At 68.4% G+C, this 21,349-nt stretch carries 20 protein-coding genes; 17 read left to right on the forward strand and 3 right to left on the reverse strand.

Translation table 11 applies throughout. The features are described 5' to 3' along the window. Positions 1 to 135: 135 nt before the first annotated feature. The 12 genes from EXE46_RS08290 (at position 136) to EXE46_RS08345 (ending at position 10,960) form a co-directional block, all read left to right on the forward strand. The gene (locus tag EXE46_RS08290) at positions 136 to 552 is read left to right on the forward strand and encodes an NADH-quinone oxidoreductase subunit A (RefSeq protein ID WP_004596397.1); all 417 of its coding nucleotides are present in this window, start codon (positions 136 to 138) and stop codon (positions 550 to 552) included. Next, positions 552 to 1,250: an NADH-quinone oxidoreductase subunit B gene (locus EXE46_RS08295; RefSeq protein ID WP_053771566.1), complete on the forward strand. Its 699-nt coding sequence runs from the start codon at positions 552 to 554 to the stop codon at positions 1,248 to 1,250. Before EXE46_RS08290 ends, EXE46_RS08295 begins: the two co-directional genes overlap by 1 nt. After that, complete coding sequence (locus EXE46_RS08300) at positions 1,247 to 2,911, forward strand: NADH-quinone oxidoreductase subunit D (RefSeq protein WP_137687956.1); 1,665 nt, start codon at positions 1,247 to 1,249, stop codon at positions 2,909 to 2,911. The genes EXE46_RS08295 and EXE46_RS08300 overlap by 4 nt, the downstream gene beginning before the upstream one ends. Then, positions 2,911 to 3,984 (forward strand): NADH-quinone oxidoreductase subunit H, encoded by a 1,074-nt coding sequence (locus tag EXE46_RS08305; protein WP_137687957.1) that lies wholly within the window; start codon positions 2,911 to 2,913, stop codon positions 3,982 to 3,984. The genes EXE46_RS08300 and EXE46_RS08305 overlap by 1 nt, the downstream gene beginning before the upstream one ends. A 1-nt stretch (position 3,985) precedes the next feature. Beyond that, positions 3,986 to 4,447: an NADH-quinone oxidoreductase subunit I gene (locus EXE46_RS08310; protein WP_006113010.1), complete on the forward strand. Its 462-nt coding sequence runs from the start codon at positions 3,986 to 3,988 to the stop codon at positions 4,445 to 4,447. Positions 4,448 to 4,496: 49 nt separating this feature from the next. Further along, positions 4,497 to 4,763, forward strand: coding sequence for an NADH-quinone oxidoreductase subunit J (locus EXE46_RS08315; protein ID WP_137687958.1), 267 nt, complete (start codon positions 4,497 to 4,499; stop codon positions 4,761 to 4,763). After that, positions 4,760 to 5,119: a hypothetical protein gene (locus tag EXE46_RS08320; RefSeq protein ID WP_137687959.1), complete on the forward strand. Its 360-nt coding sequence runs from the start codon at positions 4,760 to 4,762 to the stop codon at positions 5,117 to 5,119. The genes EXE46_RS08315 and EXE46_RS08320 overlap by 4 nt, the downstream gene beginning before the upstream one ends. Further along, complete coding sequence (gene nuoK / locus EXE46_RS08325; RefSeq protein ID WP_137687960.1) at positions 5,116 to 5,436, forward strand: NADH-quinone oxidoreductase subunit NuoK; 321 nt, start codon at positions 5,116 to 5,118, stop codon at positions 5,434 to 5,436. Before EXE46_RS08320 ends, nuoK begins: the two co-directional genes overlap by 4 nt. Before the next feature lies 1 nt (position 5,437). Next, positions 5,438 to 7,486: an NADH-quinone oxidoreductase subunit L gene (gene nuoL / locus EXE46_RS08330; RefSeq protein ID WP_137687961.1), complete on the forward strand. Its 2,049-nt coding sequence runs from the start codon at positions 5,438 to 5,440 to the stop codon at positions 7,484 to 7,486. Between the two features lie 14 nt (positions 7,487 to 7,500). Beyond that, a complete protein-coding gene (locus tag EXE46_RS08335) occupies positions 7,501 to 9,015 on the forward strand; it encodes a NuoM family protein (protein WP_137688015.1) in 1,515 nt (504 codons plus the stop codon). After that, entirely contained in the window at positions 9,008 to 10,510 is a 1,503-nt protein-coding gene (locus EXE46_RS08340; RefSeq protein ID WP_137687962.1) for an NADH-quinone oxidoreductase subunit N, read from the forward strand. The genes EXE46_RS08335 and EXE46_RS08340 overlap by 8 nt, the downstream gene beginning before the upstream one ends. A 141-nt stretch (positions 10,511 to 10,651) precedes the next feature. Beyond that, entirely contained in the window at positions 10,652 to 10,960 is a 309-nt protein-coding gene (locus tag EXE46_RS08345; protein ID WP_137687963.1) for a hypothetical protein, read from the forward strand. Positions 10,961 to 10,975: 15 nt separating this feature from the next. Here EXE46_RS08345 and EXE46_RS08350 read toward each other — a convergent pair whose 3' ends face one another. The 3 genes from EXE46_RS08350 to EXE46_RS08360 are packed head-to-tail and all read right to left on the reverse strand — an operon-like array spanning position 10,976 to position 13,405. Beyond that, on the reverse strand, positions 10,976 to 11,206 hold the full coding sequence (locus tag EXE46_RS08350) for an H/ACA ribonucleoprotein complex subunit GAR1 (RefSeq protein WP_137687964.1): 231 nt from the start codon (positions 11,204 to 11,206) through the stop codon (positions 10,976 to 10,978). A 2-nt stretch (positions 11,207 to 11,208) separates the two neighbouring features. Beyond that, the gene (srp19, locus tag EXE46_RS08355) at positions 11,209 to 11,487 is read right to left on the reverse strand and encodes a signal recognition particle subunit SRP19 (protein ID WP_137687965.1); all 279 of its coding nucleotides are present in this window, start codon (positions 11,485 to 11,487) and stop codon (positions 11,209 to 11,211) included. Positions 11,488 to 11,536: 49 nt separating this feature from the next. Next, entirely contained in the window at positions 11,537 to 13,405 is a 1,869-nt protein-coding gene (locus EXE46_RS08360; RefSeq protein WP_137687966.1) for a PAS domain-containing sensor histidine kinase, read from the reverse strand. A 147-nt stretch (positions 13,406 to 13,552) separates the two neighbouring features. Between EXE46_RS08360 and alaS the strand changes: the two genes are divergently transcribed. From alaS to citZ, 5 genes are all read left to right on the forward strand, one after another. Continuing rightward, a complete protein-coding gene (gene alaS / locus EXE46_RS08365) occupies positions 13,553 to 16,333 on the forward strand; it encodes an alanine--tRNA ligase (protein WP_137687967.1) in 2,781 nt (926 codons plus the stop codon). Between the two features lie 18 nt (positions 16,334 to 16,351). Further along, entirely contained in the window at positions 16,352 to 17,161 is an 810-nt protein-coding gene (locus tag EXE46_RS08370; RefSeq protein WP_137687968.1) for an alpha/beta fold hydrolase, read from the forward strand. A gap of 87 nt (positions 17,162 to 17,248) precedes the next feature. Beyond that, positions 17,249 to 17,962 (forward strand): type 1 glutamine amidotransferase, encoded by a 714-nt coding sequence (locus EXE46_RS08375; RefSeq protein ID WP_137687969.1) that lies wholly within the window; start codon positions 17,249 to 17,251, stop codon positions 17,960 to 17,962. Positions 17,963 to 18,081: 119 nt separating this feature from the next. After that, positions 18,082 to 19,971, forward strand: coding sequence for a PINc/VapC family ATPase (locus EXE46_RS08380; protein ID WP_137687970.1), 1,890 nt, complete (start codon positions 18,082 to 18,084; stop codon positions 19,969 to 19,971). 179 nt (positions 19,972 to 20,150) lie between these two features. Further along, the gene (gene citZ / locus EXE46_RS08385; RefSeq protein ID WP_137687971.1) at positions 20,151 to 21,296 is read left to right on the forward strand and encodes a citrate synthase; all 1,146 of its coding nucleotides are present in this window, start codon (positions 20,151 to 20,153) and stop codon (positions 21,294 to 21,296) included. Positions 21,297 to 21,349: the final 53 nt, after the last annotated feature.

Consider the following 21,349-nt stretch of genomic DNA (forward strand, 5'->3'; position numbering starts at 1 on the left):
CCGTTCGACGGCTCTCGGTGAGTTTCCCGGCGCTCCGACCGCAAACGGCCGCGACCGGGCCGCACGCCCGCGGGCGCACAAGACTCAACGCTTATGAGGGGGCGGTCCAAACGCCAGCACGTTACGGAGACCTATATGAGCGATTGGATAGCTATTGGCGCCTTGGCGGTCGTCGGCCTGCTCATCCCGATAGCGATGATGACAGTGTCGGCGCTGCTCCGTCCGAGCGTGCCTGAGACCGGTAAAAGTACCACCTACGAGTCCGGCGAGACCCCGACGGGCGGAACGCGGATCCGGTTCAACATCCAGTACTACATGGTCGCGTTGTTGTTCGTCGTGTTCGACATCGAGACCGTGTTGCTGTTCCCGTGGGCGGTCATCTATCGCCCGGCCGTTCAGGCCGGCGTGCCGATGGCCGACCTGCTGTGGCCGATGTTGGCCTTCGTCGGGATCCTCGCGGTCGGACTCGTCTGGGCGTGGCGGTCGGGGGCGATCAGCTGGGCCCGCAGCCCCCGCGCGACCAGCAGAAAGACGACGGAGGACATCAACTAATGAGCAGCGATCAACCGTTTATCACCGACGATTCGCAAGTCGTAACCGAGACCCGAGACGCCCGGATGACCGGGCAGGGGGACCGATTCAACTCCCGCCTGCGCGAGGCGTTCGGCTCCTCGCCGTTCATCCTCACCAAGTTCGACAAGTTCCTGAACTGGTGTCGGGGCTCCTCGATGTTCATGCTACAGTTCGGCATCGCCTGCTGTAGCATCGAGATGATGCACACCTACGCGGTGAAACACGACCTCGACCGCTTCGGGTCGGGCGTCCCCCGCGCCTCGCCGCGGCAGGCCGACGTGATGATCGTCCCCGGGACGATCGTCTCGAAGTTCGCCCCGCGGATGAAGCGCGTCTACGACCAGATGCCCGAGCCGAAGTTCGTCGTCGGCATGGGTTCCTGTACCATCTCCGGCGGCCCGTTCCAGGAGGGGTACAACGTGATCAAGGGCGCCGAGGAGGTCATCCCGATCGACATCCACGTCCCCGGCTGCCCGCCCCGCCCCGAGGCGCTCGTCTACGGCGTCGTGAAGCTGCAGGAGCGCGTCGCCAACGGCGAGGCCGCGCCCGTCACGGTCAAGCCGTACGAGCTGGAGGAGTTCTCGGACCTCGAACGCGACGAACTCGTCGACAAGCTGGCCGACCAGATCGACGACGACGAGCTCGTCATGCGGTACAACTTCGCTGATTCGCCATGAGCCTCGAACGACCAGACACCGTCGACGACGGCGCCGTTGAGCAGACCCCCGACGAGCTGGAGGCGCTGCTCGGCGACCTCGTCGTCGACCGCGACGACCACCTGAACGCTCCCGGCTTCGTCATCCGCCCGGACACCGTTCAGGAGACGCTTCGGACCCTGAAACAGCAGGCGGGGTACGACCACCTCTCCGTCGTCTCCGCACAGGAGTACGAGAACCGCTACGAGTCGATCTACCACCTGAAGAAGTACGACGACCCGACCCAGGAGGTCAGCGTCGTCGTCCCCGCGGACAAGGACGACCCAGTCTCCGAGTCGGGCGAGCCCGTCTTCCGCACGGCGGACTGGCACGAGCGGGAGGCGTACGACCTCATCGGGATCGAGTACGACGACCACCCCGACCTGCGTCGGATTCTGCTGCCGGAGACCTGGCAGGGCCACCCCCTGTCGATGGACTACGACAAGGACCGGCCGCAGATCGCGACGCTGCCGGAGCACGCGAACCCGCTCGAGGACCACCACAAGGACGCCGAGTCCGACACGATGTTCCTCAACATCGGGCCGCACCACCCGGCGACGCACGGCGTCCTCCACCTGAAGACGGTCCTCGACGGCGAGCAGGTCGCCGACGTCGAACCCGACATCGGCTACCTCCACCGCAGCGAGGAGCAGATGGCGCAGTCCGGGACGTACCGCCACCAGATCATGCCGTACCCGGACCGCTGGGACTACATCTCGGCGGGGCTGCTCAACGAGTGGGCGTACGCCCGCGCGGCCGAGGACCTCGCGGACATCGAGGTGCCCGAGTACGCGCAGGTGATCCGCACGATGGGCGCGGAGATGTGCCGCATCGCCGCGCACATGCTCGCGCTGGCGACGTTCGCGCTCGACATCAACGGGGACTTCACGGCGACGTTCATGTACGCCATCAACGACCGCGAGCGCGTCCAGAACCTCCTTGAGGATCTGACGGGCCAGCGGCTGATGTTCAACTACTTCCGGCTCGGCGGGGTCGTCTGGGACCTCCCCGAACCCCGCGAGGAGTTCTTCTCGAAGACCCGCGACTTCCTCGACCAGCTCCCGGAGTCCGTCGAGGAGTACCACAACCTGATCACCTCGAACGAGGTGTTCCAGATGCGGACGATCGACACCGGCATCCTCCCGCCGGAGGTCGCGAAGAACTACGGCGCAACCGGGCCCGTCGCTCGCGGCTCGGGCGTCGACTACGACCTGCGCCGCGACGACCCGTACGGCTACTACGACGAGCTCGACTGGGACGTCGTGACCGAGGACGGCTGCGACAACTTCAGCCGCCTCCTCGTCCGGATGCGCGAGGTCGAGGAGTCCGCGAAGATCATCGAGCAGTGCGTCGACCTGCTCGAAGACTGGCCGGAAGACGAGCGGAACATTCAGGCGAACGTACCGCGCACGCTGCGCCCGGACGACGACACGGAGATCTACCGCGCCGTCGAAGGCGCCAAGGGCGAGCTCGGCATCTACATCCGCGCCGACGGGACGGACAAGCCCGCCCGATTCAAGATCCGGTCGCCGTGCTTCTCGAACCTCCAGACGCTCCCCGAGATGGCGAACGGGGAGTACATCCCCGACGTCATCGCCGCGCTCGGTAGCCTCGACGTCGTCCTCGGGGAGGTGGACCGCTGATGGGTACGGCGCCCGCGCAGCTGTTCCCCGAGTTCATCGTCGACACGCTCGGCCTCGACAGCGTCATCGGCGAGGTCGCGGCCTCGCTCGTCGCCGCGTTCGTCGTCGGGAACATCATCCTCGCGTTCACGGGCGTCGCGGGTCCGTGGGCGAAACGGAAGATCACGGCCGCGTTCACCGACCGGATCGCGGTCGACCGGATCGGACCGTTCGGCCTGCTCATCATCCCGGCGGCGGCGGTCCAGCTCCTCGCGAAGGAGCTGATCATCCCGGAGGGCGTCGACCGTCCCTCGTGGGACATCGCGCCGATCCTCCTGCCGTCGTCTGCGCTTCTGGGCTTCTCAGTCATCCCGATGGGGCAGCTCGGACCGATCAACCTCCACCTCGCGGACCCCGAAGTCGGGTTCGCGCTGGTGTTCGCGTTCGCCTCCATCGCCTCGGTGTCGCTGGTGATGGCCGGCTACGCGTCGAACAACAAGTACTCGCTGCTGGGCGGGCTGCGCGCGGTCGCGCAGAACCTCGCGTACGAGATCCCGCTCATCGTCACCGCGATGTCGGTGGTGATCTTCTCGGGGACGCTCCAGATGAGCGGCGTCGTCGGCGCGCAGACCGAGACGCTCGTCACCATCGGCGGGATCGCGATCCCGTCGTGGTACGCGTTCGTGAACCCGTTCGCGTTCGTGCTGTTCCTCACCGCGAACATGGCCGAGATCGGTCGGAACCCGTTCGACATCCCCGAGGCGCCGACGGAGATCGTCGCGGGGTACCAGACGGAGTACTCCTCGGCGTACTTCGTCCTCTTCTACCTCGGGGAGTTCGTCCATATCTTCCTCGGGGGTGCGATCCTCGCCGTGACGTTCCTCGGCGGGGCGTCCGGCCCCGGCCCGGAGAGCATCGGCTTCATCTGGTTCGTGGTGAAGATCTGGGGCTTCTTCCTGTTCACGCAGTGGGCCCGCGCGGCGCTGCCGCGCGTCCGTATCGACCAGCTGATCGAGATCGGCTGGAAGGGAATGCTGGTGCTGTCGTTCGCGAACTTGGTGCTCACGGCCGTAATCGTGGGGGTGATCGCCTGATATGATCGGACTCATGAAATCCATGGCGACGACGATGAAACACGCGCTGGACGGGACGACGTTCACGGTGGAATACCCGGAGGACGCGCCCGAAGTGAGTCCCCGGTTCCGCGGGGTCCACAAGTTCAGCCAAGAGCGGTGTATCTGGTGTCGGCAGTGCGAGAACGTCTGTCCGAACGACACGATCCAGATCGTTCAGGACGACCAGCGCAACGGGGAGCAGTACAACCTCCACATCGGGCAGTGTATCTACTGCCGGCTCTGCGAGGAGGTCTGCCCCGTCGACGCCATCCTGCTGACGCAGAACTTCGAGTTCACCGCCGACACGAAAGACGACTTCGTGTTCAACAAAGAACAGCTCAAGAACGTCCCGTGGTACAAGGGAATCGACCCGCTGGAGTCCCGGAACCCCGATCGCGGCGCGTGGATCGGGGAGGGAGACGGCGAGGTCGACTACCAGTAACGGGCACGTCTCGAAATCTTCAAAGGGGTTCTCATAGGAGACAAACACAATGGTTTATGCTACCATCGCGTTCGGGCTGTTCGCCGCGGTCACGCTGGCGTTCGCCCTCGGGGTCGTCCTGGCGCGCGACGTGTTCCACGCCGCGCTGCTTCTGGGCGGAGCCCTCACGAGCGTCGCGGTGCACTACGTGATGCTGCGGGCGGAGTTCATCGCCGCCATGCAGATCCTCGTCTACGTGGGCGGGGTCCTCATCCTAGTCACGTTCGCCGTGATGCTCACGCGATCGGATTCCGAAGCGGAGGTGAGTAGCGCGTGAGCAACGACGAGAGCCGCGGGTCGCGTATCGCACCCGCGATCGCCGTGGGCGCACTGTTCGCGGTGTTGGCTGCGACGGTCAACGCGGCGACGTTCGGCTTCGGGGAGGTCGGCTTCCCGGCGGACGCCTCGGTCGTCCACAACATCGGGTACGCCCTGTTCGATCTGGGCGCGTACGACGTCGCGACCGTCCCCGCGGAGGGGTTCCTCGCGGCCTTCCTGATCGCCGCGGTCGCGCTCGACGTCGCCGTCGACGGCGCCGTCTACCTGGCCAAGCGCGAGGAGGGCGACTCGATCGTCTCCGCGCTCGGGCAGGCGTTCACCGACGGCGGACGGGACGGAGGTGACCGGCGATGACCGCCGTCGCCGCCTCGATCCCGCCGTCGTGGTACCTGCTGCTGGCGTCGGCCGTGTTCTGCGTCGGGCTGTTCGGCGTGTTGACGCGGCGGAGCGCGCTGTACTTCCTCATGAGCGTCGAGCTCATGATGAACGCGGCCAACATCAACTTCGTCGCGTTCGCGCTGTACTACGGCGACCTCACGGGGCAGGTGTTCGCGCTGTTCGTCATCGCGCTCGCCGCCGCCGAGGTCGCTATCGGCATCGGCATCATACTCGTGTTATACCGTAACTTCGGCACGACAGACGTGACTGTTCCCGCGGAGATGAGGTGGTAAGATGGTGGACGCATTCGCATACGTTCCGGCGATCGTACTCTTACCGTTCTTCTCGTTCCTGATCGCGCTCGGCGCCGGCCGGTACCTTCCGAAGGGCGGCGCCTTCGGCGGCATCGCGGCGACGGCGGGGTCGTTCCTGCTGTCGATCTGGGTCGCCGCGACCGTCGCGGGCGGGCGGGCGTACGACGAGACGCTGTACTACTGGGCGAGCGAGGGCGGCGCGCGGATCGGCCCGACGGATATCGAACTGTCCTTCGGCGTGCTGATCGACCCGCTGTCGGCGCTCATGCTCGTCATCGTGACGCTCGTGGCCCTGCTCGTTCACGTGTTCTCGCTCGGCTACATGAACGACGAGGGCGAGACCGGACTGCCGCGCTACTACGCCGGTCTCGGCCTGTTCACGGCGTCGATGCTCGGCTTCGTCGTCGCCGACAACCTGCTGATGGCGTTCATGTTCTTCGAGCTGGTCGGGCTCTGCTCGTACCTGCTCATCGGCTTCCACTTCCGGGAGCCCGGTCCGCCGTCGGCCGCGAAGAAGGCGTTCCTCGTCACCCGTTTCGGCGACTACTTCTTCCTCGTCGGCGTGGTCGCGGTGTTCGCCACGTTCGGCACGGCGCAGTTCGCCGGCCCCGAGTCGTTCCCGGCGCTCGCCGACGCGGCGCTCAACGGCTCCGGGTCCGTCGCGTGGACGCCCGGCGGCCTCGACGTCATGACGTGGTTCACGGTCGTCGGCCTGCTCGTGCTGGGCGGCGTCGTCGGCAAGTCCGCGCAGTTCCCGCTCCACACGTGGCTCCCCGACGCGATGGAGGGTCCGACGCCCGTCTCCGCGCTCATCCACGCCGCGACGATGGTCGCGGCCGGCGTCTACCTCGTCGCGCGGATGTACGGCTTCTACGTGCTGACGCCGACGACGATGGCGGTTATCGCCTTCGTCGGCGGCTTCACGGCGCTGTTCGCGGCGACGATGGGGCTCGTGAAAGACGAGCTGAAGCAGGTGCTCGCGTACTCCACCATCTCGCAGTACGGCTACATGATGCTCGCGCTCGGCGCGGGCGGGTACGTGGCCGCGGTCTTCCATCTCACCACCCACGCGTTCTTCAAGGCGCTGCTGTTCCTCGGCGCCGGCTCGGTCATCATCGCGATGCACCACAACGAGGACATGTGGGACATGGGCGGGCTCAAATCGAAGCTGCCAGTCACCTACTACACGTTCCTCGCCGGGTCGCTGGCGCTCGCAGGAATCTTCCCGTTCGCCGGCTTCTGGTCGAAAGACGAGATTCTCTACGAGGCGCTCGTCCACGGGCTCAACGACCCGCTGCTGCTCGGCGGCTACCTGATGGGGCTGCTCGCGGTGCCCGTCACCGCGTTCTACACCTTCCGGATGGTGTTCCTGACCTTCCACGGCGAGCCGCGGAGCGACACCGCGCGTGACCCCGAATCCGTTCGCTGGAACGTGAAGGGGCCGCTGGCGGTTCTCGGCTCGCTCGCCGTCGTCACCGGCTTCATCAACATGGTGCCGGTCCAGAAGGTCCTCGGACTGGAGGGGATCGACCTCCTCCACCGGTGGCTCGACAACGAGTGGGGCGGCATCGAGGGGCTCTCGTCGCACCACTACGCCGACCTGAGCCCGTACAGCAGCGGGTACCTCGTCGGCGGTGAGGCCGGGACCGTCCTCGTCGGTGCGGCCGTCTCGCTCGGCCTCGCGCTGCTCGGTCTCGGACTCGCCTGGCGGCTCTACAACGTGCCGTCGCCGACGGAACACACCGCCAAACTCGGCGGGATCAAAGACGTGCTGTACAACAACTACTACCTCGACGAACTGCAGGTCTGGCTCGCGTATCGGACGGAAGACGTGGCGGGCGGCGCGAACGTCTTCGATCAGGGAATCATCGACGGCGTCGTCAACGGCGTCTCCTCCGTGAGTCTGACCGGCGGCGACCGGATCCGGAAGCTCCAGTCGGGCGTCGTCTCGCAGTACGCCGCGCTGCTCACCTTCGGACTCGTCGCGCTGCTGCTCGTGCTCGGCGCGACCGGGGGGTGGTTCCTGTGATACTCGAAGCGCTCATGGCGGCCGCCTTCGTCGGCGCGCTGACGGTGTTCCTCGCGCCCGACGAGTGGGCCGGTCGGCTGGCGTTCGCGATCAGCCTGGTCCCGTTCGTCGGGAGCCTCTACCTCTGGTCCGGCTTCGAGGCCGGCGGCAACGCGCTGCTCGGCGGCGAGATCGCGTACGCGACGCAGATCGAGTGGCTCGAAGTGGGCGGCCGGAGCGTCTCGTGGTTCGTCGGGCTCGACGGGATCAGCCTCCCGCTGTTCGTGCTCACCACGTTCCTCGTGCCGCTGGCGATCCTCAGCGCGTGGACGCCGGTCGACGCGAGAAAGAGCCAGTTCTACGGGCTCATGCTGTTCATGGAGGCGAACCTGCTCGGCGTATTCGCTGCGCTCGACTTCTTCGTCTGGTTCGTTTTCTGGGAGGCGGTGCTGGTCCCGATGTACTTCCTCATCGGGATCTGGGGCGGTCCGCGCCGCAAGTACGCCGCGATCAAGTTCTTCGTCTACACGAACGCGGCGTCGCTGCTGATGTTCATCGGGTTCATGAGCCTCGTGTTCGCGCTCGGCGACTCGGTGTCGTCGTTCGCCCTCCCGGAGATCGCACAGGCGATCGCGGCGGGTGACCTGGGGACGTGGTTCGGCATCCCGCCGGACCGGATCGCGATGGTCGCGTTCCTCGCGATGTTCCTCGGGTTCGCGGTGAAGGTCCCGATCGTGCCCTTCCACACGTGGCTGCCGGACGCCCACGTTCAGGCGCCGACGCCCGCGTCGGTGCTGCTGGCCGGCGTCCTCCTGAAGATGGGGACGTACGCGCTGCTCCGGTTCAACTTCACGATGTTGCCCGAGCAGGCGTCGATGCTCGCGGTCCCGATAGCCGCCATCGCCGTCATCAGCGTCATCTACGGCGCCATGTTGGCGCTGGCACAGAAGGACCTCAAGCGGATCGTCGCGTACTCGTCCGTCTCGTCAATGGGCTACGTCATCCTCGGGCTCATCGTCTTCACCGAGTACGGGGTCGGCGGCGCGACGTTCCAGATGGTCGCGCACGGCCTCATCTCGGGGCTGATGTTCATGGCGGTCGGCGTCATCTACAACACCACCCACACCCGGATGGTCGGCGACATGGCCGGGATGGCCGACCGGATGCCGATCACGGTCGGCATCCTCGTCGCCGGCGCCTTCGGCTACATGGGGCTGCCGCTGATGGCCGGCTTCGCGGGCGAGTTCTTCATCTTCGTCGGCTCGCTGTCCGCGCCGGCGCTCCCGTACGCGCCGCTGTTCACGGCGGCCGCGATGTTCGGTATCGTCATCGTCGCCGGCTACCTGCTGTCGGCGATGCAGAGCACTCTGTTCGGGCCGTTCGAACTGGAGACCGACTACGAGGTCGGCCCCGCGGCGTTCCACGACGTCGCCCCGCTCGCGGTGCTGCTCGTGGCGATCATCGTGCTCGGCGTCGCGCCCGACATCTTCTTCGAGATGATCCGTGACGCTGCCCTTCCCGTGGTCGAGGGGGTGACGATCGATGGTTAACGGTCTGCCGGGCGTGACGGCGCTGCTGCCCGCGCTGTTGCTGGCGGCCACCGGACTCGCGCTGCTGCTGGTCGACACCGTTCGGCCGGAGGCGCGCTCGAACACGTCGATGGCGGTCGTCGGCGCGTTGGGCTCGCTCGCGGCGCTGGCGGCCACCGTCTGGCTCACCGCGAGCGGCGGCGTGAGCCCCGACGGCGGCGCGGTGCTGCTGTTCGCGGACGCGATCAAGGTGGACACGATGGCGCTGTTCTTCACCGCCATCTTCGCGTCGGTGACGGCGCTGGTGTTGGTCGCCGCGCACGATTACTTCCACGACCACGCCAACCCGGCGGCGTTCTACTCGCTGGTGACGTTCGCCGCGACCGGGATGGCGCTGCTCGCGGTCGCGAACTCGCTCGCGGTCGTGTTCGTCGCTCTGGAGATGGTGTCGCTGCCGTCGTACGTGCTCGTCGCGTACCTCAAGCACGACCGCGGGAGTGTCGAGGCGGGGCTGAAGTACTTCCTCGTCGGCGCGCTCTCGTCGGCGATCTTCCTGTTCGGCATCTCGCTCGTGTACGCCGCGACCGGGTCGCTAATCTTAGCCGACATCGCGTCGGCCTCGATCGAGGGACTCGCCGGCGTCCTCGGCGTCGGCGTCGTGATGATGATCGGCGGCGTCGCGTTCAAGACGGCCTCCGTTCCGTTCCACTTCTGGGCGCCGGAGGCGTACGAGGGCGCGCCCGCACCGGTGAGCGCGTTCCTCTCGTCGGCCTCGAAGGCCGCCGGATTCGTCGTCGCCTTCCGCGTGTTCACCGAGGCGTTCCCGCTGGAGATGGCGGTGTCGGCGAACGTCGACTGGATGTTCGCCTTCGCGGTCCTCGCGGCCGTCACGATGACGCTCGGTAACTTCGCGGCCGCGGTCCAGGAGGAGGTCAAGCGGATGCTCGCGTACTCCTCGATCGGCCACGCGGGGTACGCGCTCATCGGCGTCGCAGCGCTCACGGTCGACGGACCGGCGAACGGAACCGTCATGGGCGCCGCGATGGCGCACCTGCTCGTCTACGGGTTCATGAACACCGGCGCGTTCCTCTTCGTCGCGATGGCGGAGCGGTGGGGCGTCGGTCGAACCTTCTCGGACTACGCGGGGCTCTGGCGGCGCGCGCCGGTCGCCTCCGTCGCGATGGCCGTGTTCATGTTCTCGCTCGCGGGGCTCCCGCCGTTCGCCGGGTTCTTCTCGAAGTACTTCCTGTTCCAGGCGGCCATCGACAACGGCTTCCTGTGGCTCGCGGGGCTCGGCGCTGTCAACAGCGTCGTCTCGCTGTACTACTACAGTCGGGTCGTGAAGGCGCTGTTCTTAGACGACCCCGCCTCGCCGAGCGCGCTCGACGCGATCGACGTGCGCCCGACGGCGCTGTACGCCGCGGTCGTCTTCGCGGCGGTCGCGACGGTGCTGCTCCTGCCCGGCTTCGGTCCCGTCATCGAGACGGCCGAGGCGGCGGCGTCCGCGCTGTTCTAGGCGGCTCTCACCGTCTTCGGTCTCTTTTCTTCTTCGACGTTTCGACGCCCGCAGCGACCGATCCGGACCCGTCGAGTTTCGATCGGCGAGCCGTCCGCCGCCGCCCACAGATACTCGTTCGTTCGGTCCGTTAGCGTACGCATGTCCCGGACTCGCACCTACCGGTGTCTGAACTGCCTCGACGAGGTCGTCACTCGATCGTTCGACACTTCCCACCTCTCGATGACGTGTCCGAACTGCGAGTCGTTCGAACGGTTCGCGAACGAGACGGTGATCCAGCGGTTCGAGTCGCTGGAGGCGTCGCCGCCGACCGAGTTCGACTGGGATCGACTGGAGCGACGAGAGAAGCTGTTGGTCGCCGAACGGCTCGCTCGCACGGACAAGGAGATCGGGGACTTCGACGTGGTCGCCGACGGCCCCGACGAGTCGGACCCCGGCGCCGAGGCGTAGCGCCGCCGTGCGGTGCTAGCGCGCGTACAGCTTGCCGCCGACGAGGTCCGGGAGTCCGACGCCGTCGCCGGGCGTGACGGCCACGTAGGGCTGTCCCACCGGGCCGAACACGTCGACGACGCGCCCGACGGCCGAGAGGGACTCGTCGACGACGCTCGCGCCGATTCTGGGCGGATCGGCGCCGGGGTCGCCCCGGGCGATCGCGAGTCCGCCGGCCGTGCGGACGACGGTACCGACGCGCCGCACGATTACTCCCGAAGCACGCCGAGGTACGCGGCGATCGCCTGGACGAGGTCGTTTTTCGCGGTGTCCTCGGTGCCCTTGACCACGACGGAGCCGCGGGCCTCGAACTCTCGGGAGTACGTTGCGTCGCGCTCGACGACGGCGTCGTAACCGACCTGCTGGACCGCCTTCGCTATCTCGTCGACGGTCGGCGCTTCGACCGCCAGATCCGCCGGGACGCGGCGCCCCTCCGAGCGCGACAGTTCGGCGTCGAAGTAGGCGGGGTAGACGACGTTCTCGACCATACCGGAAGAGCCGAGCGCGCGGCGTAAGGTCGTTTCGGACCGGTTCCGGTCAGGAAGTGCGGAACTCGAACCGGGCGCCGCCGTCCCCGCCGGCGAGCGCGTGGACGGTCCAGCCGTGGGCCTCGGCGATTCGCTTCGTGATGGCGAGTCCGAGTCCCGTTCCGGAGTCGTCGGTCGTGAAGCCGCTCTCGAACACGCGGTCGACGTCCGCCTCCGGGAGCCCCGTGCCGTCGTCCTCGACGTAAAACCCCGCGTCCCCGTCCTCCTCGTCGAGCGTTCCGACACTGACGGAGAGGTCGTCCGCCGGCGACTCCCGGCCGTGTTCGACGCTGTTTCGGAAGACGTTCTCGAACAGCTCGCGGAGCCGCGTCCGGTTCGCCTCCACGACCGCCTCCGACTCGACGGCGAACGTCGCCGTCCCGGTTTCGACGCTGCTCCACGCCTCGCGTGCGACCGCCGTGAGCGAGACGGACTCCGTCTCGCCGACCGCCCGACCCTGCCTAGCCAGCGACAGGAGGTCGGCGACGAGTTCGTCCATCCGGTCGATCGCCTCCGCGGCCGCGTCGAGGCGGTCGACCTCCCCCGTCTCGCGGACGAGGTCGACGTACCCCTCCGCGACCGACAGCGGATTGCGGAGGTCGTGCGAGACGATCGAGGCGAACTCGTCGAGCCGCTCGTTCTGTCTCCGGAGGGTCTCCTCGCGCTCGCGCCGGTCGGTGACGTCGGTGTAGATGGCGTAGCCGGCCGCGTTCGAAGCGTCGAGGTGGATCGGGATGACGTGGAGGATGAAGTGGCGCGGTCCGTCCGCGGTGGTTCGCGTCACCTCCCGGCGGACGTTCTCGCCGCGACGTAACCGCTCGTTGAGGTCGCCGGCCTCCGGCTCGGCGTCGGGAGGGACGATGTAGTCGTCGACGGATTCGCCGAGAACGGTCTCGGCGTCGTAGCCGAACGTCTCCTCGAACGCGTCGTTCACCTGTCGGACGATCGGCTCGTCGTCGACGTAGTCGTAGGCGATGGCGGGGTCGGGGACGTTGGTGAACAGCGCGAGCAATCTGTCTCGTTCGGTCCGAAGCGTCTCCGTGACCGAGATCCGGTCGAGCGTCTCCTCTAAGTGCGACGCGAGCAGCTCCGCCAGTCGGCGGTCGGCGTCGTCGAACTCGGCGTCGCCGTGAGTCTCGTCAGTCGCGAGCTGGAAGACGACGTCGTCGCCGACCGGGACGGTGAGCAGCGTTCCGAACCGGCTCTCGGGGTTCGGGTTCGGCGCGACGGACACGTCGCCGGTCTGGACGGTCCTGCCGGCCACGCCGGCGCCGACACGGACTCGGTTACAGTCCTCGACCGGCGTCCCGCTGGAGGCGACCACGGGCTCGATCCACGCTCCGTCCCGGACGGCGACCACGGCCTGATACGTCGGAAACACCTGGTCGGCGACCGCGATGGCGGCCCGGTACGCCTCGTCGACCGATCTGACGGCGGCGATCTCCGTCATCCCGGCGTTGAGCTGTTCGATCCGCGAGGGGGTCCGGGTCGGTTCCGACCGGACGACGGACCGTCGATCCCGGGCGAGCAGCCACGAGACCGTCTCCGAGAGCGCCGCCGGAGACCCCGCGACCGCGTCCACGTGCGGGTCCGTCGCCGTCGGGTCCGCGGGATCGTCGACGTAGGCGATCACGGGGCCGACGCGGTCGGCCGAGCGGATTCGGTCGAGTCCCGCCTCGTCGGTGACGACCGCCACGTCGGCGTCGGCGAGGCGCTCGTCGTCGACTTCCTCGGGAGCCGCCGCGTGCGTCTCGACTGCGATCGGCCCGTCGTCGGCGTCGCGGTGCTCGGCGCCGATCCGCGACTCGCCTTCGTCGGTGAGATCGAAGTCGTCTGCGAGTACGAGAACGGACGCCCGCTCACCCAACGCGGAAGTCACAATTGTACCCATAGGTACGCGCCGAGAGTATAAACCTTCTTACTGATCGCCGTCGTCGGGCGATTCCGATCCCTCCGGCGGGGGCGCCTCTCGGCCTGACGACGGACCCCGGAACCCTTTTGGAGCAACACGGGCCACGTTCGTGTAATGAGCGATCTCGAAGCGGAGTACCGTCTCGACTACTTCGAGGAGGAGGGGTTCGAGCGCAAGGAGTGTCTCTCCTGTGGCGCGCACTTCTGGACCCGCGACGCCGACCGCGAACTGTGCGGCGAGCCGCCCTGCGAGGACTACAGCTTCATCGACGATCCGGGGTTCCCGGAGGCCCACTCGCTGTCGGAGATGCGCGAGGCGTTCCTCTCCTTCTTCGAAGAACACGGCCACGAGCGGATCGACCCGTATCCGGTCGCCGCGAACCGCTGGCGCGACGACGTCCTCCTGACGCAGGCGTCGATCTACGACTTCCAGCCGCTCGTCACCTCCGGGCAGACGCCGCCGCCGGCGAACCCGCTGACGATCTCACAGCCCTGTATCCGGATGCAGGACATCGACAACGTGGGCAAGACCGGGCGACACACGATGGCGTTCGAGATGATGGCCCACCACGCGTTCAACACGCGCGAGGAGGTCGACGAGGACGAGTACGCCTACCACGGCGAGGTGTACTGGAAAGACGAGACGGTCCAGTACTGCGACGAGCTGTTCGAGTCCCTCGGCGCCGACCTAGAGGAGATCACCTACATCGAAGACCCGTGGGTCGGCGGCGGCAACGCCGGCCCCGCCATCGAGGTCATCTACAAGGGCGCCGAGCTGGCGACGCTCGTCTTCATGTGTATGGAGCAGGACCCGGACGGCGACTACGAGATGAAAGACGGGAACACGTACTCGTTCATGGACACGTACATCGTCGACACGGGCTACGGGCTCGAACGGTGGACGTGGATGAGCCAGGGGACGGCGACGGTGTACGAGGCGGTCTACCCCGACGCGATCGACTTCTTGAAGGACAACGCCGGCATCGAACACACCGAGGCGGAACGGGAACTCGTCCACCGCGCCGCGAAGCTCTCCGGCCGGCTCGACATCGACGACGTGGACGACGTGGAGGCCGCCCGCGGCGAGATCGCCGACCGGCTCGACGTCGACGTCGACCGGCTCCGCGAGCTGGTCGAGCCGCTGGAGTCCATCTACGCCATTGCCGACCACTCCCGCACGCTCGCGTACATGTTCGGCGACGAGATCGTCCCCTCGAACGTCGGGACGGGCTACCTCGCGCGCATGGTGTTGCGCCGGATGAAGCGGCTCGTCGACGAGGTGGGCGTCGACGCCCCCCTCGATGAACTCGTCGACATGCAGGCCGAGCGGCTCGGCTACGAGAACCGCGACACGATCCGCGAGATCGTCCGCAGCGAGGAGCGGAAGTACGAGCGGACGTTGGAGCGCGGCGCCCGCAAGGTCGAGCAGCTCGCCGACGAGTACGCCGGCACCGGCGAGCCGATCCCGACAGAGGAGCTGCTGGAGCTGTACGACTCCCACGGGATCCAGCCCGACATGGTCGCCGACATCGCCGACGAGCGCGGCGCGGCCGTCGACGTGCCCGACGACTTCTACGCGCTCGTCGCCGACCGACACGAGGAGGGCGACGCCGCGGCGGCGGCCGACGAGCGCGACCAGCGGCTCGCCGACCTCCCCGAGACGGAGAAGCTGTTCTACGACGACCAGGGGCGCACCGAGTTCGAGGCGGTCGTCCTCGACGTGGTCGACGCCGAGGAGGGGTACGACGTCGTGTTGGACCAGACGATGTTCTACCCCGAGGGCGGCGGCCAGCCGGCGGACCGAGGGCAGCTCACGGTCGGCGAGACCACCGTCGACGTCACCGACGTTCAGGAGGTCGACGGCGTCGTGCTCCACCGAGCGGACGCGGACCCCGGCAAAGGCGAGTTCGTCACGGGGCAGGTCGACGGCGACCGTCGCGACCGGCTCCGCGCGCACCACACCGCGACCCACCTGATCGGGCACGCCGCCCGCGAGGTGCTCGGCGACCACGTCCGACAGGCGGGCGCCCAGAAGGGGACCGACTCCGCCCGGCTCGACGTGCGCCACTTCGAGCGCATCACCCGCGAGGACGTCAAAGAGATCGAACGCGTCGCCAACGAGCTCGTCCGCGACGACGTCCCCGTCCGTCAGGAGTGGCCCGACCGCAACGAGGCGGAGGCGGAACACGGCTTCGACCTGTATCAGGGCGGCGTCCCGCCGGGAACGAACGTCCGCCTCATCCACGTCGGCGACGCCGACGTCCAGGCCTGCGCCGGCACCCACGTCGGCCGGACCGGCGAGATCGGCGCGGTGAAGGTGTTGAAGACGGAGCCGGTTCAGGACGGCGTCGAACGCATCGCCTTCGCGGCCGGAGCCGCCGCGATCGAGGCGACGCAGCGCACGGAGGACGCGCTGTACGACGCGGCCGACGTCTTGGACGTCGACCCGCTCGACGTGCCCGAGACGGCAGAGCGCTTCTTCGAGGAGTGGAAGGCGCGAGGCAAGGAGATCGAGTCGCTGAAAGAGGAGCTCGCGGCCGCGCGCGCCTCCGGCGGCGCCGACGCCGAGGAGGTCGAGGTCGTCGGGACGATCGCGGTGATCCAGCGCCTCGACGGCGACGCCGACGAGCTGCGCGCGACCGCCAACGCCCACGTCGACGACGGGAAGGTCGCGGTGATCGGCAGCGGCGCGGACGGCTCCGCGAGCTTCGTCGTCGGCGTCCCCGACGGCGTCGACGTGAACGCCGGGCAGGTCGTCTCGGAGCTCGCCGGGCTGGTCGGCGGCGGCGGGGGCGGACCGCCGGACTTCGCACAGGGCGGCGGCCCCGACGCCGAGGCGCTCGACGACGCGCTCGCGGCGGCGCCGGACGTCCTCCGCAACCTTCAGGAGGCGTAACGGCTCACTCGACCCGCCATGCCCTACGCGACCAACGCCGGCACCGAGATCCGGTACGAGGTGGACGCCCCCGACGCCGGCTCGGACGACGAGGCGGTCGTCTTCTGCGGCGACGTCGGCCTCGGCGCCTGGCAGTTCGGCTGGCAACACGCCGCGCTGGCGGGTCCGCACACGGTTATCACGCCCGAGACGCGCGGCGTCGGCCGATCGGACGCGCCCCCCGGCCCGTACGGGGTCGAGACCCTCGCGGCCGACGTGGACGCAGTCTGTGCGGCCGAGGGGATCCGGAACGCCCACCTCGTCGGCTACGGCCTCGGCGGGATGGTGGCGCTGGCGGCCGCGTTGGGCTCCTCTCGCCCGGCCAGCGTCGCGTTGGTGGGGACGCCGCCCGCGGGCGACGCGTACAACCCCGCCGGCGTCTGGGCCGACCCGAGCGACCCGGCCGCGGTGAAGGGGTCACTGAACGGGCTGCTCTCCGCGGAGTTTCGTGAGACACGCCCGGACGCGCTCTCGCGGATCGCGGAGTGGCGCCTCGCGGAGGACGCGGACCGCGAGACGTACGAGGCGCATCGCGCCGCGGTCGAAGGGTTCGACCTCGCCGAGGCGCTCTTCGAGATAACGACGCCCGCGCTCGTCGTCCACGGCGCGGACGACACCGTCTGTCCGGTCACGGCCGGCGAGACGCTCGCCGAGGGGCTCCCTCGCGGCGAGTTCCACGCGGTCGAGGGCGCCCGGCACCTCGTCGGTGTCGAGGCGTCGGCCGCCGTCAACGACCTGCTCGTCGGATGGCTCGCGGAACACGGGAGCGACCGGTTCGCGTACCGGTAGACGTTCCCCGAAGCGTCGCGTCAGCGTCGTCGGCCGAGGCGTCCGGCGCCGCAACCGTTTTGTGACTCTCGCCTCTCCGTTCGGTCGATGACTCGCCTCCGGTTCGCCCTGTTGAACGCCGCCCACGACGGCGCGAACACCCGTCGGAACTTCCGCCGCGAACTCGACGCAGACCTCGTCGAGTTCGACGCGGTCGCCGGGGACCTCCCCGACCACACCGAGTTCGACGGCGTCGTGGTGACGGGGTCTCGCTCCTCGGTCTACTGGGACGAGGAGTGGATCCCGCCGCTCGTCGACTACGTCGCCGAGGCCGCCGAGGCCGACGTTCCGGTGCTCGGCGTCTGTTACGGCCACCAAGTGCTCGCGGAGGCCCTCGGCGGCCGCGTCGCGGGGATGGACGGCTTCGAGATCGGCTACAACGAGATCCGGCAGGTGCGCGATGACCCGCTGTTCGAGGGGATCGACGAGCGGTTCACCGCCTTCACCACCCACGGCGACGAGGTCGTCGAACTCCCGCCGTCCGCGACGCTGCTCGCGGAGAACGACCGCGGGGTCCACGCCTTCCGAGACGGGCACTGCTGGGGCGTCCAGTTCCACCCGGAGTACGACGCCGAGACCGCTCGCGAGGTTGCCGACGGGAAGCGCGACCAGATCGGCGACGCCCGCGTGGACGGCGTCCTCGAATCGATCACCCCGGCGGCGTACGACGCCGCCTGCGAGGCGAAGGCGCTGTTCGAGAACTTCACGGCCTACGCCGCGGCGGTGGCCGCCGATCGGGACGCGGTCGCCGCCGACGACTGATCGGGCCGGTCGTCGCGGACGACTGATCGGGTCGACCGCATCGGCTCGCGTTCGCCGGTGGCGACCCGTCCGCGCCACCGGTCGAACACCCTTATACGCCTGCCGGACCGATCCGCTGTATGAACGTAGTACCGGACACGAGCGCGGTCGTCGACGGCCGCGTGTCCGAACGCGTCGCGGACGGGACCTACGAGTCGGTCACCGTGTTCGTCCCGGAGGCGGTCGTCGGCGAGCTGGAGTCGCAGGCGAACGACGGGCTCGAATCCGGCTGGGACGGGCTGAGCGAGCTCAAGCGGCTCGCCGATCTCGCCGACGACGGAACGATCGAGCTGCGGTACGTCGGCGAGCGCGCGAGCGGCGACGCCCGCTCGAACGCCCACGAGGGCGACGTGGACGCGCTGATCCGCGATCTGGCCGCCGACCACGACGCGACGCTCCTGTCCAGCGACGTGGTCCAGGCCGAGGTCGCCCGCGCGAAGGGGCTCGACGTCGAGTACGTCGAGCCCGTCGCCCGCGGCGTCGTCGACGAGCTGCCGATTCAGGACTTCTTCACCGACGAGACGATGTCCGTCCACCTCAAGACGGGAACCGTCCCGAAGGCGAAACGCGGGGCGCTCGGCGAGATGCGCTACGTCGAGATCGACGACGAGCCCACCGAGGAGGAACAGATGCGCGAGTGGGCCAACTCGATCGTCGATCTGGCGCGCCAGTCGACCGAGGGGTTCATCGAGCTCTCCGGCGACGGGATGGACATCGTCCAGTTCCGGAACTACCGGATCGCGGTGGCGCGGCCGCCGTTCGCCGACGGGATCGAGATCACCGCGGTCCGCCCCATCGCGAAGACGACGCTCGACGACTACGAGTTCGCCGACGAACTGCGCGAGCGCTTCCTCGAACAGAAGCGGGGCGTGCTCATCTCCGGGTCGCCCGGCGCCGGGAAGTCGACGTTCGCGCAGGCGGTCGCGGAGTTCCTGAACGACAGCGACTACGCGGTGAAGACGATGGAGAAGCCCCGGGACCTCCAGGTCGGCCCGGAGATCACCCAGTACGGCGCGCTCGGCGGCGAGATGGAGAACACCGCCGACTCGCTGCTCCTCGTTCGCCCCGACTACACCATCTACGACGAGGTCCGAAAGACGAACGACTTCGAGGTGTTCTCCGACATGCGGATGGCGGGCGTCGGGATGGTCGGCGTCGTCCACGCCTCCCGCGCCATCGACGCGCTCCAGCGGCTCGTCGGCCGCGTGGAGCTCGGGATGATCCCCCAGATCGTCGACACCGTCGTCTACATCGAGGCCGGCGAGGTCCACACCGTCTACGACGTGACGACGGAAGTGAAGGTCCCGGCGGGGCTCACGGCCGAGGACCTCGCGCGCCCGGTCATCCAGGTGTCGAACTTCGAGACCGGTCGCCCCGAGTACGAGATCTACACGTTCAACCGGCAGGTCGTCACCGTCCCGCTGAACGAGGACGGCGACGGCGCCGAAAGCGAGACCGGCGTCGGTCGAATCGCGAAAAAGGAGATCGAACGCGAGATCAAGTCGGTCGCCCACGGTCACGTCGACGTGGAGCTCAACGGCGACGACGAGGCTGTCGTCTACGTCACCGAGGGGGACATCGGCACCGTGATCGGGAAGGGTGGCGGTCGGATCGCCGACATCGAGAACCGGCTCGGGATAGATATCGACGTCCGCACGCACGACGAGAAGCCCGGCGGGTCGGGGACGAGCGCCTCCGGCGGCGCCGCGGGGGGCGGCCGCGGCGACGGACAGGTGGGCGCGGAGCGCGGGACGGTGGTGGCGCCGGAGATCACCTCCCGCCACGTCGTCATCGACGTCGACGACGAGGTCGGCGAGACGGTCGAAGTGCGCGCCGACGGCGAGTACCTCTTCACCGCCACCGTCGGCCGCGGCGGCGAGGTCCAGGTCTCCCGCGGCTCCGCCATCGCCGAGGAACTGGAGGACGCGATCGACCGGAACCGGACGGTGACGGTCGTGCCGGCGCGCTGAGACGTTCCCGGACCGACTCCGGCTGCCGAGACGGCGCCGGTTCCGCGCTCTCGCGACAGGCGCACAGACGTTTCCGAACACTGTCACGTCGTCGTACGACGCGGTGACGTACCACGATCGACGTACCGTATTCCTCCTGAAAGATAACGCTTTTTTGCCGTTGGTCGGAACGACGTAGTATGGCCGATGAGTTAAAGCGCGGGCTCGAGGGCGTCCTCGTCGCGGAGTCGGATCTGAGCTACGTCGACGGCGAGGTCGGGAAGCTCGTGTATCGCGGGTACGACATCGAGGACCTCGCGCGCGGCGCGAGCTACGAGGAGGTGCTGTACCTCCTGTGGCACGGTTCCCTGCCGACCGCCGCGGAGCTCGACGCGTTCGCCGCCGACCTCGCGGCGGAGCGCGAGGTGGACGACGACGTCATCGAGACGATCCGCGCGCTCGCCGACGCCGGCGAGCGACCGATGGCCGCGCTCCGGACCGCGACGTCGATGCTGTCCGCGTACGATTCCGACGGCGAGAGCGACGACGACGGAGAGGCCACCCTCCGTCAGGGCCGACGGATCACGGCGAAGATCCCGACGATCCTCGCCGCGTTCGAGCGCGTTCGACAGGGCGAGGAGCCGGTCGCGCCGGACCCCGACCTCTCGCACGCCGGCAACTTCCTCTACATGCTCACCGGGACCGAGCCGGACGACGTGAGCGAGGAGACGTTCGACATGGCGCTGACGCTCCACGCCGACCACGGGCTCAACGCCTCCACGTTCACCGCGATGGTGATCGGCTCGACGATGGCCGACGTCTACTCCGGCGTCACCGGCGGGATCGGCGCGCTCTCCGGCCCCCTCCACGGCGGCGCCAACCAGGACGTGATGGAAGTGCTCCACGAGGTCGACGCCTCCTCGAAGGACCCCGTCGAGTGGGTGAAAGACGCCCGTGACGACGGGCGGCGCATCCCCGGCTTCGGCCACCGCGTCTACAAGGTGAAAGACCCCCGCGCGAAGATCTTAGAGGAGAAGCTTCGCGACCTCGCCGAGTCGTCCGGCGACACCAAGTGGCTCGATTACACCACCGCTATCGAGGAGTACCTCACCGACCAGGGGCTCGTCGAGAAGGGGATCGCTCCGAACGTCGACTTCTACTCCGGCTCCGTCTACGACTCGCTCGGCATCCCCGTCGACATGTACACGCCCATCTTCGCGATGAGCCGCGTCGGCGGCTGGATCGCTCACGTCGCCGAGTACCAGGAGGACAACCGGCTCATCCGCCCGCGCGCCCGCTACACCGGTCCCGAGGACTCCGAGTTCGTTCCGATCGACGAGCGGTAGCGGACCCCGACCGTCCCTTTTCGTCCCGTTCTCGCCCGGCTCCGCCGTCCGAA

It is taken from the genome of Halorubrum sp. GN11_10-6_MGM, assembly GCF_005435165.1.
GTDB lineage: Archaea > Halobacteriota > Halobacteria > Halobacteriales > Haloferacaceae > Halorubrum.

What these genes read in the sequence shown, in the direction of transcription:
- EXE46_RS08290 (WP_004596397.1), top strand. Translation starts at nt 136, where the DNA reads ATGAGCGATTGGATAGCTATTGGCGCCTTGGCGGTCGTCGGCCTGCTC.
- EXE46_RS08295 (WP_053771566.1), top strand. Translation starts at nt 552, where the DNA reads ATGAGCAGCGATCAACCGTTTATCACCGACGATTCGCAAGTCGTAACC.
- EXE46_RS08300 (WP_137687956.1), top strand. Translation starts at nt 1,247, where the DNA reads ATGAGCCTCGAACGACCAGACACCGTCGACGACGGCGCCGTTGAGCAG.
- EXE46_RS08305 (WP_137687957.1), top strand. Translation starts at nt 2,911, where the DNA reads ATGGGTACGGCGCCCGCGCAGCTGTTCCCCGAGTTCATCGTCGACACG.
- EXE46_RS08310 (WP_006113010.1), top strand. Translation starts at nt 3,986, where the DNA reads ATGATCGGACTCATGAAATCCATGGCGACGACGATGAAACACGCGCTG.
- EXE46_RS08315 (WP_137687958.1), top strand. Translation starts at nt 4,497, where the DNA reads ATGGTTTATGCTACCATCGCGTTCGGGCTGTTCGCCGCGGTCACGCTG.
- nuoK (WP_137687960.1), top strand. Translation starts at nt 5,116, where the DNA reads ATGACCGCCGTCGCCGCCTCGATCCCGCCGTCGTGGTACCTGCTGCTG.
- nuoL (WP_137687961.1), top strand. Translation starts at nt 5,438, where the DNA reads ATGGTGGACGCATTCGCATACGTTCCGGCGATCGTACTCTTACCGTTC.
- EXE46_RS08335 (WP_137688015.1), top strand. Translation starts at nt 7,501, where the DNA reads ATGGCGGCCGCCTTCGTCGGCGCGCTGACGGTGTTCCTCGCGCCCGAC.
- EXE46_RS08340 (WP_137687962.1), top strand. Translation starts at nt 9,008, where the DNA reads ATGGTTAACGGTCTGCCGGGCGTGACGGCGCTGCTGCCCGCGCTGTTG.
- EXE46_RS08345 (WP_137687963.1), top strand. Translation starts at nt 10,652, where the DNA reads ATGTCCCGGACTCGCACCTACCGGTGTCTGAACTGCCTCGACGAGGTC.
- srp19 (WP_137687965.1), bottom strand. Translation starts at nt 11,487, where the DNA reads ATGGTCGAGAACGTCGTCTACCCCGCCTACTTCGACGCCGAACTGTCG.
- alaS (WP_137687967.1), top strand. Translation starts at nt 13,553, where the DNA reads ATGAGCGATCTCGAAGCGGAGTACCGTCTCGACTACTTCGAGGAGGAG.
- EXE46_RS08370 (WP_137687968.1), top strand. Translation starts at nt 16,352, where the DNA reads ATGCCCTACGCGACCAACGCCGGCACCGAGATCCGGTACGAGGTGGAC.
- EXE46_RS08375 (WP_137687969.1), top strand. Translation starts at nt 17,249, where the DNA reads ATGACTCGCCTCCGGTTCGCCCTGTTGAACGCCGCCCACGACGGCGCG.
- EXE46_RS08380 (WP_137687970.1), top strand. Translation starts at nt 18,082, where the DNA reads ATGAACGTAGTACCGGACACGAGCGCGGTCGTCGACGGCCGCGTGTCC.
- citZ (WP_137687971.1), top strand. Translation starts at nt 20,151, where the DNA reads ATGGCCGATGAGTTAAAGCGCGGGCTCGAGGGCGTCCTCGTCGCGGAG.